This is a genomic window from Paenibacillus sp. P32E, assembly GCF_001909085.1.
In the GTDB taxonomy this organism is placed as follows: Bacteria; Bacillota; Bacilli; order Paenibacillales; family Paenibacillaceae; genus Paenibacillus_AQ; species Paenibacillus_AQ helianthi.
Genome location: NZ_LVYY01000028.1, coordinates 1 through 15,735 on the forward strand (window position 1 = coordinate 1; position 15,735 = coordinate 15,735).

A 15,735-nucleotide genomic window follows, 5' to 3' on the forward strand; every position below is an offset into this window, starting at 1 on the left:
CTTGCTTATGGGTATACCTGGGATATCTGTACTAAGCGCCTTGACCATCCTCGCTGAGGTCGGAGATATTTCACGTTTCTCCTCTCCCAAAAAATTGGCTTCATACAGTGGGTTGGTCCCTTCGGTCCATCAATCGGGGAAAACGTACTATACCGGTAACATTACCAAGGAAGGCCGGAGTACACTGCGTTGGATTCTGGTCCAGTGTGCCCAACGAGCGGTACAAAGCCCTGGAAAATTGCGTTTGTTTTATCTAGCGCTGAAGGAAAAAAAGGGGCATAAGGTTGCGATTGTTGCGATTGCTCGTAAACTTCTCCACGTCATTTGGGCGGTGTTAAGTCGTAAAGAAGAATACAGGGATCTGCGGCGAGACCTGCTTGAACGCAAGCTCAAGCGTATGGAAAAAAACGCGAATGAATACGCTATGCCTGAGCTGAGCGAAGTTGTTGAAGCGCTTGAAATGATGTCAGAAGAACCGATAGTAACGAGTGAGGAATGGCTTGGAGGAGTCGGATAGAAGATGAACCCAAAGCTATAAGCTAAACCAGGCTAAAAAAACAAAGTAGCCTGGTTTAGCTTAGTGTTGGCATTTTTAGGTTTAGTTGGACTTCGTTCATTTATTCGCAAATTGGGACTTGCAGTTTTTCATAGGTGAGAGGTCGGCTACTCACAAATGAGTAGCCTCCTACTCGATTTTCCCTAATTAGCTTTGTTATTGACGCCTATACTCGGATTGCACAGCCTTCTGCGGAACGTCGGGGCCGCGTTTCCATATTAGTAATGGAAGTAAAATTACCTTTAAAGAGGCAAATAAATCAGGAAGGGCATAATCGTCTGTTTTAAAGTAACGTAATATGGGCATGACAATAACGGCTTCACCATGAGTTTATTATCTGTCGTGAAGAACAAAAGGAACGTCACACGGAGATGTGACTAGGAATGGAAATTAGTTTTTTCCATTATTATCGCTCAAACTATTTTCTATTTCTGTATTAATAATCGCCATAATATCCTCGGAGTTGTAGATATCATTATTCACTTTCCAGGTATCCCCTTTTTTTAGTAGTGTTACAATCCCATCAAGGCTTATCATATCTTCTCCGAAAACGAGCTCACCAGTATATGAGAGATCGATACTTTGTCCTGTATCAACTTTCTCAGTAAAAGATAAATTCTCGAGTTTTAATGCGGTTTTTTTTATCAAGGCAATTCTTGAACCGCGTACAAAGCCACGGCTAGCTGATTGTTTATTAAAATAGGATTCTGTAGTCAAAGGTTTGATGGCCTCTTCTTTTTCCGCTATTTGCTGAGGAGTTACCTCTCTGGTGTTATCCGGTTTATTTGCTTCAAGCTCATTCATTTTGTAAGAACGAGCTACCTCAATAGCTATAGAAACATCATCTTTTTTAGAAGAACAGGCAGTAAAGATAGAGGAAGACAAAACAATAATTCCAATTAAAGCAAGTGATTTTTTTTTCAATTATTCCCCTCCCGTTAGCTGTTTATGATTACCAAAGAGTAATTATTAATATTCAATAGATACCATCATTATACATGTAATGTAATATATTTACTATTTTTTAATGATTAACTGTTACTGCTAACCCATAGTGACCACAGGTTCACGGTGTGAAGTGTCCTGCTATTGACGGCCATGCTGTCCGCAGAGAAAAGCAGGGAGAATCATGACAATTCTCCATGGATCACGTGTTTTATTTTTACCATATGGTCATCTATAATCCGATGCTTGTTCTGTGCGCCGTAGATCAAGGCGTGGGTACACAGCTTGTTCACCAGCCAGGCAGTTCCGCTGGAAAAACGGTAATTTCGTCTGTCACCGCCTCCGTAAACAGCTCATGCCCAGCACCCGCCCATCGTGAGTATGCCTGCTGCTACAGGCCGCCCCTGAAATATCCCCACATCTTAGACTTGGTCATTGTAACAAAGCCTTTTATGCGTTGCACCGCTCCCTCATTTCCCGAGATCTGGAAGTCACTGAACTGTATGCAGTAGGATCGGTTCTTGAAAAGAGCAGGCATGACAAACGGATCAGGTGTGGTGCGGATCCGGCTGACGAACAAGAAAATGGCGGCAATGCCGGCAACCAGAGCAATCCACAGCCCACTGGTCAGGAATAGCAGAAGCCCGGTGGTTCCGATTCCGAGGAAGATCCCTCCGACGGCGTCAAAAGAGCCGCGGCTCGGCAGTTCCTTCGGCAGCAGTACCAGAAACAGCGGTACAAGCAGCAGAATAAACGCGGTAACGGCAAACAGCCAGTTCCAGCCGAAGTATTGGGTAATGGCTCCGCCCGCAACGGGACCGAGTCCCAGGCCAAGCGAAACTGCTGACATTATGGTAGCCATCGCCTTGCCGCGGCGGTCCAGGGGAACATACCGGGTGAACAGCACCAGAGACAACGACATGACGGCCCCGGCCCCAGAAGCCTGCACGATCCGGACAATCAAGAGGAAGATGAAGTTCGTGCTGAGGAATCCGACAACCGCCGCCAAACCGAGTGTCAGCAGGCCAATCGTCAGCAGCCTGCGGATCGGCAGGAAGTCGGAGAGTCTGCTGTAGGTAATTGAAGCAATGGAGAACATAATATCTGTACTCTAAAGGGGATATTGATCCATGAAGATACTATTTCATCCGGACCGCAAAGACATTCAGCTTGCCTCCGTACTGTATGCGCTCAGTGACCCCATTCGCTTATCCATCATTTCAGATATCCATCACCATGGAGAACAAGCCTGCAACTGCTTCAATGTACCTGTCGCCAAGTCGACGCTGTCCCATCATGCCCGGACGCTGCGCGAGGCAGGGGTTGTCCATACCCGTGTTCAAGGTACCCAGCGTATGCTGTCCCTGCGCACCGAGGACTTGAATGCACGTTTTCCGGGACTATTAGATTCTGTGCTCCGTGCCTACGAGGCTGCAGAACAGCCTGTGCCGGTGACTGAGGTAGAGGCAGAGGGAGAGTAGCAACTGAGGCGGGTTATTTAGTAACAGAGATAGATAATAGAGAACGTATAAATCCTTATATATATATAAAAGACAAAGCCCCGGCGGCTTTGTCTTTGTCTGTTTCTATGACCATCTCCGTTGCCTCAGCGCGGATTCACCTTCACCTGCGAGCCTTTGCCGCCATACTGGATGCCGGTGTCTTTCATCCCAACCTCCTTAAGATCAGCGAGCAGCCGTTCAATGACGGCCTTGGATGCAGCGGCCTCCTTCGCGCCTGAGGCCTTGACTACCAGCTGCACCGGCTTCCCGGAGCGCAGATGCTTGTCCGCCTGACGCAGCTTCGTATCGTAATCATGCTCCTCAATATGTGCGGTGAAGCGCAATTCCTTCACCTTCTCCTTGCTGTCCGCGCCTGCCGGAGTGCGGCCTGAAGCTGCCTTGCGGGCGGTGTTATCCTTCTGCGCTGCCGCTTTGGCTTTGCCCTTGGCCATGAGGCTGCAGGGCGGCGGGCTGCTCATCAGCGAGGTACAGACCAGGTCTGCTCCTGCGGATCGGGCCCTAGCCAGCGCTTCCTCTCTGGAAACCACGCCCAGCTTCTCGCCCTTCAGTCCGGTAAGGACGACCTCGGATGCTCTAATTTGTTCATTGATTAAGACTGCCATTGTAAGCAAACCCCCTGGGTACAATAATCTATAGCTATCATATACGGAACTTGCCGGACGTTCAATTTCGGTGGTTAAATTTTCAAATATTTTCATGAATGCCTGAGGGTAAAGCATCTTTGGTATCGTCAAACCAATAGACGCAGGTTATCAGATAAATCGCGAGGGCATTATGAAATTAACAATTGACAACGTAAGCAAGAAATACAAGGGCGATTCTTACGGGCTCCGTGACTTATCTCTGCAAATCAATACAGGGGTTTTGGGATTATTAGGTCCGAATGGTGCTGGGAAATCAACCTTGATGCGAATTCTCTCAACCATTACTCAACCCACAGCAGGTAAGGTGAGCTGGAATGGCATCGATATCACTAAGGACCCTAATGCGGTTCGGGGCATACTCGGTTATTTACCACAGGATTTTGGCGTATATCCTCATTTAAATGCGGTTGAGTTTTTGGAATATTTAGCAGCGATCAGAGGATTGGATCATACAATCGCTAAAAAAAGAATTGATGAATTACTTTTTTTGCTCAATCTTCATGAGGTCCGCAAAAAACCGTTGAACAGCTTTTCAGGCGGGATGAAACAACGTGTAGGCATAGCACAAGCTTTATTGAATGACCCTAAGCTATTAATCGTTGACGAGCCAACGGTGGGACTGGATCCTGAAGAACGTATTCGTTTTCGTAATCTTTTAGCGGAATTGTCAGGGGATCGGATTGTAATATTATCAACGCATATTGTATCCGACGTCGAAGCGACTGCAACAGATATCGCTATTGTTCATCAAGGACGGCTGGTGATACAGGCAGCTCCAAGCAAGTTGTTGGAAGCGGCGGTGGGGAAAGTGTGGGAGTGGCTGATACCGAATGATACATGGATGGAAGCGCGTAAGCAATTGTTAATCAGCAGCACCATTCAGAGCAGTGACGGGGTCCGTATGAGAGTTATTGCCGATAATCAGCCTTCAGCCGACAGCCGCTTAGAGACACCCACTTTGGAAGACGCCTATTTATATTGCATTTCGGCCAATAAGCAGGAGGCAGCCGTATGACGCCGCTTCGCATTCTATTTCAGATGATAAAAGCTGATTATTTAGAAAGGGTCCGAAGGTACAGCTTTTTGATTACAGTACTTGTATCCATCTTTATCGTATATAAATGTATTCCCTCCAGTCATGAGAGCTATATAACCTTATCGTTCCACAATATACGCGGTATATATAACTCCGATTGGGTCGGCAGTGCAACAGCTATATTAGCCTCCATGATATTAAGTCTTCCAGCGTTCTTTCTGGTGAAAAATGCGATTGAACGGGATGTGCAGACGGGAGTAGGGCAAATTATAGCAACGACTCCGATTACAAAGTGGATGTACACCATGGGTAAAATGTGGAGTAACTTCGTTTTCTTGATGTCTATTGTGGCTGTTTTAATGGTATCCGCCCTTGTCATGCAACTGATTAGAGGAGAGAGTTACACGGTTGAGCTGCTGGAACTATTGCTTCCATTTTTGTATTCTACATTGCCAACTATAGCTTTGGTTGCATCCATAGCCATCTTCTTTGAATCGGTACCTTTGTTTCGCAAGGGATTGGGCAATTTAATATACTTTGTGTTATGGATTCTCTCGCTTAGATTGTCTACTACAGCAACTCATTCCAGCCAGGATATACTCGGGATTTCTCCGATCCTTACCAGACTATCAAGTGGGGTTAATGCGAGGCTTCCTCATAGCAATGGGGGTCATATCTCTGGGGTGAGTCCGTTGCGGGGGGACTTAGTAACCTACGACTGGACAGGTGTACCTTGGACGATGCAGATGTTTTTGGAACGTTATATTTGGTTAGCTGTGGCAGTAGGGATTGCAGTAGTGGCTTCCATCTTCTTTCATCGCTTCGATCTTACGCGTTCATCCAACATTAGTACAAATGGTAAACCCCGCGAATTTAGAAATGTAGAGCCGCAAATGAAGCCTGTGCCTATAAATGACAGTGGAATAAAGTTAACTCCCTACACTAATGTAGTACATGGGCAGTCCCACTACATCAGGATATTAGGTATGGAGTTGCGGCTTATGCTCAAAGGGTTGCGTATTTGGTGGTACTTGATCGCACTGGTCATGATTGTACTGGGATTACTGTTGCCCATGGAGTCTGTAACAAGATTTGTTGCACCCTTTACTTGGGTTTGGCCTATTCTGATTTGGTCGGCAATGGGCACGAATGAAACTTATCACCGGACTCATCAATTCGTGTTTACGGCTATGCATCCGGTTCGGAATCAATTTATTGTATTGTGGCTAGCCGGAATCATCGTTGCTTATCTGGCAGGCAGTGGGGCTATGATTCATTGTCTGGTTGCAGGGGAATGGGAAACTCTGATGGCGATGGCGGTCGGCGGATTATTTATTCCCACGTTGGCACTAGCCTTAGGTGTATGGTCGAGAAATAGCAAGCTTTTTCAGGTGATATTTATGTTAATGTGGTATTTGGGTCCTTTAAATAAATTAACGGTTATGGATTTTATGGGAGCCTCACAGCAATCTCTTGATCAAGGGATATATCTGTATTACCTGCTGGCTACGGCTGTTTTGCTAATGCTGGCTGTTGTGGGAAGATTGCGGCAAGTGAGAATCACAACCTACTAATTCGACCTGTTTGCCCATTATGGTACACTAAAGATAACACTCAGAGTAGGGTGTTAATTAACTACAAATAAGGATTGTCCACTATAACAGCTATGGAGTATAGATTAGGATGAGAACGCTAAATCCGAAGCGGAGATTTCTGGTACGATTGGCGCAGATCGAGGACAAACGGAGTAAATTGTAGCTACAGAAGTTATCAGATGGAGGCATATATGTTGATTCAAATTATTGGCGTAGGCAAATTGAAGGAAAAGTATTTGACCCTCGGCATCGCGGAGTATGCCAAGCGGCTGACGCCATACCTCAAGTTCCAGATCATTGAGGTGGCGGATGAGAAGGCACCTGACAACCTCAGCACTGCTGAGGTTGTTCAGGTGAAGGAACGCGAGGGCGAGCGTATCCTCGCGCACATTAAGAGCGAGGCGCATGTCATTGCGCTCGCGATCGACGGCAAGCTCTGGAGCTCGGAAGAGCTTGCCGCTGAAATCGACCGGCTCGGCACCTACGGGACGAGCCATGTCGTCTTCGTTATCGGAGGGAGCCACGGGCTCTCCGATGACGTCATGCGCCGCGCCCAGCAGCGTATGAGCTTCGGCCGCATGACGCTGCCCCATCAGCTCATGCGGCTGGTGCTGGTGGAACAGATTTACCGCGCGGTGAAGATAAATCGCGGTGAACCGTATCATAAGTAGGGGCAAGTTGCTAATTCCGTGGAACAATTGAAAGAAAACGGCCCCTGTTCGCATCGTTTGCGACAGGGCCGTTTTTCGTACGCTAGCTTCAAATTGCTATTCTTGCCAAACATTCATAGGGTCCCATGGCTTGATCTGATTGCCATATTTTCCGGCCAAAAAAGCTTTCATGTCTTCCAGCTTAGCAGGCACCTCGTTCCAAGCTGGAAGGGGTGATAACCCTCGTTTGCTTTTCAATAGGATATCCACTGTAACATATAAGCGTTCTGGCTGAATCCAATGAAGGAAGCGGGAAATATCAATTTGCTTGGTCAGGGACAAGGAATCAATTTCGTCATTGTAATGCTTGTTGAACTCGCTGATCAGGTTCAGGAGGTAGTCCCTCTGCTCCTTCACGAAGTCCAGGCCGCAGATAGCGCCATGTCCTGGAACAACAATTTCGGGTTTAATTTCATCAATAATGCGATCAAGCACTTTAACCCAATTGAGGGTTCCCTCTTCGCTGTATGCCGTACAACCGTTAAACACGACATCGCCGGCGAACAGCACTTTTTCTTTTGGCATCCACAGCAGCAAGTCACTGTCGGAATGGGCCGGAGCTACGTTGTAAATCATGACTTCCGTATCGTCAAGACGGATGCTGATATCGTCCTTTATCTGAATATTCGGGTATACCCATTCTACGCCCTCCAGGTCGAATCCTTCAAATTCCGCTGCAAAAAACCGCTCGCCCGAAGTCGATTCCAGAGAATCCTTTCCTCTTCTGATGACGTTGTCCATCCAGGTGATATTTTCGGTGAGACGCTCTCTGGAGGCTTCCTTATGCATAATAATGCAAGCATCTTCAAACACTTTGTTTCCCCAGGCATGGTCGCTGTTATAGTGCGAGTTCACCACATATGCGGGAGAGCCGCCGTTGCTTACTTCCTTGTAAGCCTCCCGCATTTCCCGTGCATGGAACAAATCGAAAAACGTGTCATACACCAGCCCTTCACCCTTGTTGATAAACCCGGCATTGGCCCAACTGATGCCGCGGTACGGCGAAATACCAGCAAAGACGCCAGCTGCGACTTCAAAAAATTTAACGCGGGGTTTTTGGATAATACGACCATACTCCATGAAAATTCTCCTTTGCGTATGTGTTTTTGGGATAAGGCATACTGATTATGCCTTTATTATAGAGAATGGAAAACATAAATGCAAGCAAGTGCTTGCATGCATTTACTCTATGCTTTATGATTGTAACAGAACAACATCACACTATATGGATGGAGGCGCTGCAACATGAAGCTAGTAACCTTTCAAACCAAGACATCCCTGGCACCTTTGTTTGGGCTTGTTATTAACGAGAACTTTGTCGTTTCATTTGCTGTAATCATGAAAAAGCAGGGAACATTCTCTGACAGTCTTGAAAGTATGGACAGCTATCTCCATTATTTGCCGGAAAGTTATGATGCCGCTAAGGAATTGATGCAATATGCTGTCGAACAGCCGCATCAATTCAATGAAAATGAAATCTTCCCGATTGCAGCAGTAAAACTGCTTCCGCCGGTTCCGAATCCAGCTGCGCTTATCGATTTCGGGCTGACGCCAAGACATCTAAGAAATGCTGGCGTAAATCTGCTGCAGAGAGAATATACAGGGCCGGAAAGAGAAGAGCTTAAACAAAAAATCGCCGAAAAATTCCAGCAGGATCCGAATAAAGTGAATTTCAGTTATTACAAGTGTAACCATAATGCTGTAATTGGCGATGGGGATACGATTTATTGGCCATCATATTCTTCATACCTGGATATCGAGCCGGAGCTGGCCTTTGTTACAGGGAAGGGGAATTGCATCGCAGGTTATGTTATTTTTAACGACAGTACTGTCCGCGATGTGCAGTGGCCGGATTTCCAGGCACTGACCGGACCGACGCGCTGCAAAGATTTTGATCGCAGCAAAGGTATAGGGCCATTTCTGGTTACGCCGGATGAAATTGACAACCCGCTAGCACTAGATGTGGATATACACATCGGGGAGAGACTGCACTGGAAGGGAAGTACTTCCGAGTATTCTGCACACCCTGGGAAAGTGATGGAGGAGGTTCTGAAAGTTTTCACGCCGCTCCCAGGCACGATTATAGGAATGGGGACGATACCAGATTGCTGTGCAATCGAGAACGAACAATGGTTGTTGCCCTCTGACCGAATCCAGATTACATTCGATAAATTAGGCACGCTCACTCAATTTGTGCCTGAACTTGTCAAGATTACGGAACCAAGCCGTTGGGAGAAAAGAAGCGATTTTCCTTAAATAAACGTTGATGAAAGATGAACCCCGACCCTGCTGCATATGCAAAACTTGTAGTAGAATAGGCTTAACATATGCAAAAGGAGAAATACAATGAATACTTCGGACAGAATCATTGAAGCCGCGACACGGCTCATCAGAAAGAAGGGCTATCAGGGAGTCAGCACCAAAGCCATTGCAACGGAAGCTAAAGTCAATGAATCTACGGTTTTTCGGCAATTTGGAAGCAAGCAAGGCATATTGGAAGCCATCGTTGAAAGACATGCAGATATCCCGCAATTTGAGAAGCTGTTAAAAGAGGACGCAACCGATAATCCGGAAGTCGATCTGCTGAATGTAAGCCAGCAGTACCGTTTGTTCTTCCATAAAAATGCGGACATCATTATGATTGGCATCCGTGACACAGGAATGCTTCCTGAATTGGACAGAGTGCTGGCTGATCCGCCAGTGAAGCTGCACTCCTTGCTGGTTGAATATTTTGAACGCCTGCAGAAGAAAAAAGTGATAGCTAGACAGGATGAGCGTCTTACCGCTATGTCTTTTCTCTCGATGTGTTACGGATTTCAGATGAGCGAGCTGATTCACCGGCAATATCAGTCCCAACTCATCACTGAGGAAGAGTTCTACAAGCACAGTGTCTCATTGTTTGTTAAAGGAATGTTGTCTCAGTCATAAGCTTTGTTGATTTATTTAAATATGCCGAAGACTGCTTGCGCGGCTCTGCTCGCTCCTCATCCGAAAGCGGACTGCTTATGCTCACCATTCGTTTCACTTGACTTACTAGGAGGCTGCCTGTTGACGATTGCCTCCCTGACAACCCAAGGTCGAGTCGAGTCAGAACTTCATACCCATATTCGAGGGGCTTCTAATGTTGGTCTCTCTACGAATGAAGTCGTTGAAGCATTACCCCTTGCATATCCTATACAGGTTTCCCACGCGTACTCAACGCTATTTCTGTAGCAACGCTTGGTTTATATTGAAACGCTGTATTAGTTATTGCTGAGCATAACGTAGTAGCCGCAGAGAGTGATATTCAGGAGATCGTCAGTATGCAATAGGGACGAGTCAATGGCAGTTCTCCATGATCCATCCAAATATGCTAACGAAGTGCGTTCAGATGAAGTCACAGCCAAACAATTGGGAATAACAGGAGCCCCTTTCTTTGTCATAGATAGAAAATATGCAATTTCCGGCGCACAACCCATTGAGATATATCCAGGATTTAGAAGAAATCGATTCTTTAAAAATAGAAGGCCGAATGAAAGTGCCTACGTATGTGGCTAATGTGGTATCCAAATATCGCATGGCCTTAGATCATAAAATCACCGAAGCAGATAAAGAAAATCTGAAGAAGACATTCAATCGGACCTTTACCAAAGGATATTTGTTCCACAAGGACCGGAGGAATATTACAAACATCTCAAGACCTAATCACTTTGGTTATGAGATTGGAACCATTAGCAGGATTGAGAAGGACAGGTATGAAATCACACTTACACGTACTTTAAATCAAAACGATACCATCCGGATAAATCATGACAATGAAGATGTTAATTTGACGGTTGCCAAGCTATACAACAAAGACGGCGACTTAATCAACACAGCAGATGATGTCTGCTATATCAAAGTCAAAGAAAAGATGTCTGCGGGAGATGTAGTCTATAAAACGAAGGATTATTTCTACCACAAGGAATTAGAAGCATCGCTGGAAAAAGAATTTAAGCGGTTTGACCTAGATATTAGCGAGCGTATATGCATATTCAGATTCAAAGCTTGTCATAGAGGCGGAGGGCTTAGGCTTTAATTATTCCTATGAAAGTGAGGAAATATTAGGCGAAGCCATTAATAATCCAACCACCAAAGACCAGGTCATCAAGCAATTCTCCAGATTAAACGATACGATATTCGAACTCAATCAGGTCGATTATGAGGAAGGCAATGCGTTTATTCCAGCCAAACTGTTAAATGCAGCAAGAAGAGAAATTGTACTGGGCTTATATGATTTAAAGCTTAACAGCCAGAAGAAAAGAACCAAGGCTGTGGAAGCCAAAGAAAAAATAAGCTTTGCCCCTGTACAACCATACCTCACGGCTTCTGTAACGACTAAGGAACAGTATGATGCTTGCGTGAGCTGTGGAATTAAGGAAATCTATTTTGACAATGTGGTTAGAAGAAACCAGAATGATTATCAGGAAAAAGAAGGGCAGCTGCTGATCGGAGGATATGGCGGAATTCATCACTACCGAGGAACCAATCCGTTTGTTACGGACTATTCTCTAAATGTGATTAATGCTACTAGCTGCTATGAACTATATAAATTAGGTGCCAAGCGAGTCACTTTATCTTATGAAATGAATAAGAGCCAAATTGAAGATGTATTGATTGCCTATGTTGAAGCAAATGACGGCTATCCTGCACTGGAAATGATTGTGTATGGCAAGGCTCCTTTGATGTTCACCAAATATTGTCCGATGAGAAAAATGAATCAATGCAGAATTTGCAGAACGAAGAGCTATGAGTTAAAAGATGAGCAAGGAACGTTCCCTATCCTTTCCCATGAGGATTGTACAGCGACTATTCTTAATGGGAAGACGCTTAATCTGCTAGATGAGCTGCCAAACATCAAAGGAATCGAGGCGCTCAGATTAAACTTCACAGTTGAATCTAAAGAGCAGGTTGTGAAAGTCATTCATATGGCGTCAGGTAAATTAAATGGCTCAATGAATAATGCTGTCTTTAACCAGGAAACAGACACAAGAGGACATTTTAATAAAGAGATTGTGTAGGTAGCCAAAGGAGGCGCCAAGCGACGAATCCAATTGGATAACCGCCGAATCAAGGTTTATAGTAACAATAGATGTACTAAAGAAGACCAGTAGGAGGGAAGTCATGCTAGATCGAAAAGAAATGCTTGAGATCAACAAAGCAGGATGGGATGAAGTAGCTGATCAATATTTCGGAATACATGCTTTGCCGGAATATGGGCCATATGCACCTACAGAGGATGAAATAAATCTTCTAGGTGATGTTGCTGGCAAGACAGTACTTGAGATTGGTTGTGGCAGTGGACACTCGCTCTTATACATGGCAAGCAGAGGTGCAGGGGATGTCTGGGGAATAGATTTATCGACTACTCAGGTTAATTATGCTAAGGAGCTGCTCCAGGAAAATAGAATGACCGGGAATATAAAACAAATGTCTATGGAAAACATAGATGACTTGCCCAGTGAATATTTTGATATCGTATTCTCGGTTTATGCGTTAGGCTGGACAGTCGATATAGCACGGACACTATCTAACATCTACAAAAAATTAAAAAACGGCGGGGTATTTGTATTTAGTTGGGAACATCCAATGCAAAGCAGGCTGATATATGATGATGGAAAAATAACCTATGCTCAATCCTATCATTCCGAAGGACCTTATGAGGTAACTTGGCGGAGAGTACCTGTGATTATGCACCATCGAAAAGTCAGCACAATATTAAATGAACTTGCAAATGCCGGCTTTTTTATAGAACGGGTGATTGAAGAATCACGGGTTCCTGAGACAGATGATAGTTCACCGGCTCAATGGTATTCGGGGATGAAGGCACGTTTAAGTCCTCCAACAATTATCATCAAATGTATAAAGAAATAAGCTAACGTCAAGGGCCATCCTCCGAGGGATGGCCCTTAAACTTGCCGTTACAGACAGCGCGGTGAACCGTATCACAAGTAAAGCACATTGGGAAGCGATAGCGAGAAATGCTATCCGCTTCGTGCTAGCAGGGAGTCCCCTCGGACTTGCAGAAGGGTAGACTTGAGATATCCATGCTAATTTAACTTTAATGCTTAAGCTTTTTGGATGCGCCTGTGGTATCATGAACATGCCTATCATCCCGTTACATCTGAGGGGGAAAAAGTTGCTCGTGAACATGGCCAATTACCATAAGTATGAGGATGTATCTGTATCAGATGAGGCCAAGTCAGCGCTAGATGGTGAAGCAGCCCGGTTGGCAAGTTTGATTTACACGCATACTTCGCAGGATGGGACCTATGCTTCACCGATCCAAGGCCTGTATGTCAACCGATATTCGCAAGTGGAAGCGGCGGATGATGTTCACACCATGTTCTCGCCGGTAATCTGCATTGCAGCGCAAGGGAAAAAGCGAATTACCGTAGGCAAAGATGCTTATGAGTATAGTGCTTCGCGAATGTATATTGCTCCCGTTGCCTTGCCTGTTGCGATGAAAATCATGCAGGCCAGCCCCCAAGTACCGTTCTTGGGCATAGGTTTATACCTCGATCCGCAAAGGATTGCTTCGTTGCTGCCGATGGTATTTCCTAATGGTTTGCCGGAGGTTCGCAATCGCAGTGCGTGCTACGTCATCGAAGCTGATTTGGCCATGATGAACGCCGCTGCAAGATTGATGGATTGTCTATCCTCTCCCGATGATGCTCAAATGCTGGCTCCGTTGGTAAAAGACGAGATTTATATCCGCCTCCTTCGCAGCCCAATCGGTGTTTATGTTGCCGAGACCGTTCTGGCGGAATCGGGCATGCAGCAGGTTGCAAAAGCGATTGATTGGCTCCAAAATAACTTTTCCCAGCCGTGGAAAGTAGCGGATTTGGCGGAGTTGGTCCATATGAGCGAATCGTCGTTTCGCGAGTATTTCAGATCGGCTACTGCGATGAGCCCTTTGCAATATCAAAAGGTGCTGCGCCTGCAAGAGGCGAGGCGTCTAATGTTATCCAGATCCATTGACGCAACTACGGCGAGCCGGCTTGTAGGCTATTTAAGCGATTCCCAATTTAGCCGCGATTACAGCCGACTTTTTGGGTACCCTCCAACTAGAGATATCACAAGGTGGCGTCAGGACCAGCAACAGTTGAAGTGAAACGCACACGTAAACGGCTTTTCAAATTTCCGCGGGCATAGAGCCTAGCGGATTTTTCCTTTTTAAGCAGCGGAATCTGTTGAATCAGGCAAAAACTCCGACGGAAAAGGCAAAGACCGCAGTGGCCGATCCCCTATACTAAGAGTAGACATACTACCGATAGGAAAGGGGCTTTCTGAAAATGCGTGTATTGGTTACAGGGGCGACAGGCTTCATCGGAGGGGCGGTCGTTCGCGAACTGCTGGATGCCGGTCACCAAGTGGTTGGTCTTGCCCGTTCTGAAAAAGCCGGCAAACGGCTTACGGCATTGGGTGCCCAGGTTCAAATCGGTTCGATTGAGGATTTAGCAGGCTTGCGCAAAGCGGCTGCTGCAGTAGAGGGGGTCATTCATTTGGCATTCTTCCACAAGTTCTCGCATGCGGGCCCTCCAACTCGGCTTAGGGTTTTATTCGGCGGGAATCCTCGTCATGTGGCGATGCGATTTATGAAGGCTGCAATTGAGACCGACAGGCGAGCCATCGAGACACTTGGCACCGCTTTACCCACCGGTGACCGGGCGCTTGTCGTCGCGATGCCTACGATGACGCTTACTCCCGGCCGTCTCGGAACGGAGGATAGCGCTGGGGCTCCTCAATCCCCAGGTGGATTACGCATCATTTCTGAACATACCACCCTAGACTTGGCGAATCGGGGGGTACGTTCCTCGATTGTACGCCTCCCACCGATCGTACACGGTGAAGGCGATAAGACGGGCTTGTTCCCGAATCTGGTGAACATCGCTCGCAAGAAGGGTTTTTCCGCCTACACAGGCTCCGGAACCAACCGCTGGCCATCCGTGCATCTACTGGATGCGGCGCACCTTTTTAGACTCGCCTTAGAACAGGCTCCGGCAGGGTCCCGGTTTCATGCGGTGAGCGAAGAGGGCATTTCGTTTCAAGAGATCGCCACGGCTTTGGGCTGCCATCTGAACTTGCCGGTCCAAGGCATTGGTGTTGAAGAAGCAGGTAAACATTTCGGATGGCTTGCACCCTTCACGAAAACAGATAATCCGGCATCCAGTGCGTTGACTCAGGAGCGTTTGGGATGGGATCCAGTACATCCTACCCTTTTAGATGATATTCGGAAGGGGTATTATTTCTAATACTAACTATAAACCGAAAATGGGTGTTTCGTGGAAGGGGCGATTTCGTTGTTGATTTCAGTGACACGGGTGCGAGTAAAGGGCATGTGGGTCCTTCCGTTTTTTATTTACCACATCGTCCGGTCAACGAAGCAACTGAATAGGGCTGCCGGATTGCTGCATTCCGACCTTACACGCGACAGTTGGAGAGTAGGCTGGACGATGTCGGTATGGGAGAACAAGGATCGCATGCTGGAATACCGCAATCACGGCAATCACGCCAAGGCCATGCGGATCGCACGCCGAATTGGCGATGAAGTGGAGGCCGTCCACTGGGATGCCGATACTATTCCGAGCTGGGAGGAAGCGAAGATCCGTTTGCATCAAAAGTATGGCAGAAAACTTGACCAGAACAAGTGGTGAATTTTGCGTCCCTTTCGACCCTAGCTGGTGCCTCAATCGAGAAGATCGGTA

At 46.4% G+C, this 15,735-nt stretch carries 18 protein-coding genes and 1 pseudogene; 15 read left to right on the forward strand and 4 right to left on the reverse strand.

What is annotated here, in order from left to right; translation table 11 throughout:
- A partial coding sequence (locus tag A3848_RS22135) for a transposase (protein WP_143192445.1) occupies positions 1–517 on the forward strand: 517 nt, incomplete at its 5' end.
- Between the two features lie 429 nt (positions 518–946).
- On the opposite strand, the gene A3848_RS22140 is transcribed toward A3848_RS22135, so the two are convergent.
- Both A3848_RS22140 and A3848_RS22145 read right to left on the reverse strand, forming a co-directional pair.
- Positions 947–1,480 carry a hypothetical protein gene (locus A3848_RS22140; protein ID WP_074087026.1) on the reverse strand — a complete coding sequence of 178 codons (534 nt, stop codon included), beginning with the start codon at positions 1,478–1,480 and terminating at the stop codon, positions 947–949.
- 412 nt (positions 1,481–1,892) lie between these two features.
- Positions 1,893–2,600, reverse strand: coding sequence for an MFS transporter (locus A3848_RS22145; RefSeq protein ID WP_074087027.1), 708 nt, complete (start codon positions 2,598–2,600; stop codon positions 1,893–1,895).
- A gap of 31 nt (positions 2,601–2,631) precedes the next feature.
- Between A3848_RS22145 and A3848_RS22150 the strand changes: the two genes are divergently transcribed.
- Complete coding sequence (locus A3848_RS22150) at positions 2,632–2,982, forward strand: ArsR/SmtB family transcription factor (protein ID WP_074087028.1); 351 nt, start codon at positions 2,632–2,634, stop codon at positions 2,980–2,982.
- A gap of 125 nt (positions 2,983–3,107) precedes the next feature.
- Here the strand turns inward: A3848_RS22150 and infC are convergent, their stop codons facing one another.
- Positions 3,108–3,626: a translation initiation factor IF-3 gene (gene infC, locus A3848_RS22155; protein WP_074087029.1), complete on the reverse strand. Its 519-nt coding sequence runs from the start codon at positions 3,624–3,626 to the stop codon at positions 3,108–3,110.
- Between the two features lie 172 nt (positions 3,627–3,798).
- Here infC and A3848_RS22160 point away from each other — a divergent pair, with 172 nt between their 5' ends.
- The 3 genes from A3848_RS22160 (at position 3,799) to rlmH (ending at position 6,970) form a co-directional block, all read left to right on the forward strand.
- The gene (locus tag A3848_RS22160; RefSeq protein WP_074087030.1) at positions 3,799–4,683 is read left to right on the forward strand and encodes an ABC transporter ATP-binding protein; all 885 of its coding nucleotides are present in this window, start codon (positions 3,799–3,801) and stop codon (positions 4,681–4,683) included.
- Positions 4,680–6,278 (forward strand): hypothetical protein, encoded by a 1,599-nt coding sequence (locus tag A3848_RS22165; protein WP_074087031.1) that lies wholly within the window; start codon positions 4,680–4,682, stop codon positions 6,276–6,278. The genes A3848_RS22160 and A3848_RS22165 overlap by 4 nt, the downstream gene beginning before the upstream one ends.
- Before the next feature lie 212 nt (positions 6,279–6,490).
- On the forward strand, positions 6,491–6,970 hold the full coding sequence (gene rlmH / locus A3848_RS22170; RefSeq protein WP_074087032.1) for a 23S rRNA (pseudouridine(1915)-N(3))-methyltransferase RlmH: 480 nt from the start codon (positions 6,491–6,493) through the stop codon (positions 6,968–6,970).
- A gap of 96 nt (positions 6,971–7,066) precedes the next feature.
- Here the strand turns inward: rlmH and A3848_RS22175 are convergent, their stop codons facing one another.
- Entirely contained in the window at positions 7,067–8,089 is a 1,023-nt protein-coding gene (locus tag A3848_RS22175; RefSeq protein ID WP_074087033.1) for an MBL fold metallo-hydrolase, read from the reverse strand.
- Between the two features lie 258 nt (positions 8,090–8,347).
- Between A3848_RS22175 and A3848_RS22180 the strand changes: the two genes are divergently transcribed.
- The 10 genes and pseudogenes from A3848_RS22180 (at position 8,348) to A3848_RS22215 (ending at position 15,684) form a co-directional block, all read left to right on the forward strand.
- On the forward strand, positions 8,348–9,265 hold the full coding sequence (locus A3848_RS22180) for a fumarylacetoacetate hydrolase family protein (RefSeq protein ID WP_256702526.1): 918 nt from the start codon (positions 8,348–8,350) through the stop codon (positions 9,263–9,265).
- Positions 9,266–9,355: 90 nt separating this feature from the next.
- The gene (locus A3848_RS22185; RefSeq protein ID WP_074087035.1) at positions 9,356–9,937 is read left to right on the forward strand and encodes a TetR/AcrR family transcriptional regulator; all 582 of its coding nucleotides are present in this window, start codon (positions 9,356–9,358) and stop codon (positions 9,935–9,937) included.
- Positions 9,938–10,330: 393 nt separating this feature from the next.
- A complete protein-coding gene (locus A3848_RS33455) occupies positions 10,331–10,546 on the forward strand; it encodes a DsbA family oxidoreductase (RefSeq protein WP_074087036.1) in 216 nt (71 codons plus the stop codon).
- Positions 10,443–11,066, forward strand: coding sequence for a U32 family peptidase (locus tag A3848_RS32695; RefSeq protein ID WP_305953441.1), 624 nt, complete (start codon positions 10,443–10,445; stop codon positions 11,064–11,066). Before A3848_RS33455 ends, A3848_RS32695 begins: the two co-directional genes overlap by 104 nt.
- Before the next feature lie 37 nt (positions 11,067–11,103).
- Positions 11,104–11,199, forward strand: a pseudogene (locus A3848_RS33090) (U32 family peptidase); the annotation flags it as partial.
- Between the two features lie 102 nt (positions 11,200–11,301).
- The gene (locus tag A3848_RS22195) at positions 11,302–12,048 is read left to right on the forward strand and encodes a U32 family peptidase (RefSeq protein ID WP_256702528.1); all 747 of its coding nucleotides are present in this window, start codon (positions 11,302–11,304) and stop codon (positions 12,046–12,048) included.
- 103 nt (positions 12,049–12,151) lie between these two features.
- The gene (locus tag A3848_RS22200) at positions 12,152–12,901 is read left to right on the forward strand and encodes a class I SAM-dependent methyltransferase (protein ID WP_074087037.1); all 750 of its coding nucleotides are present in this window, start codon (positions 12,152–12,154) and stop codon (positions 12,899–12,901) included.
- 277 nt (positions 12,902–13,178) lie between these two features.
- The gene (locus A3848_RS22205) at positions 13,179–14,141 is read left to right on the forward strand and encodes an AraC family transcriptional regulator (protein ID WP_074087070.1); all 963 of its coding nucleotides are present in this window, start codon (positions 13,179–13,181) and stop codon (positions 14,139–14,141) included.
- Positions 14,142–14,322: 181 nt separating this feature from the next.
- Positions 14,323–15,282 carry an SDR family oxidoreductase gene (locus A3848_RS22210; protein ID WP_074087038.1) on the forward strand — a complete coding sequence of 320 codons (960 nt, stop codon included), beginning with the start codon at positions 14,323–14,325 and terminating at the stop codon, positions 15,280–15,282.
- Between the two features lie 60 nt (positions 15,283–15,342).
- Positions 15,343–15,684: a DUF3291 domain-containing protein gene (locus A3848_RS22215; RefSeq protein ID WP_256702530.1), complete on the forward strand. Its 342-nt coding sequence runs from the start codon at positions 15,343–15,345 to the stop codon at positions 15,682–15,684.
- Positions 15,685–15,735: the final 51 nt, after the last annotated feature.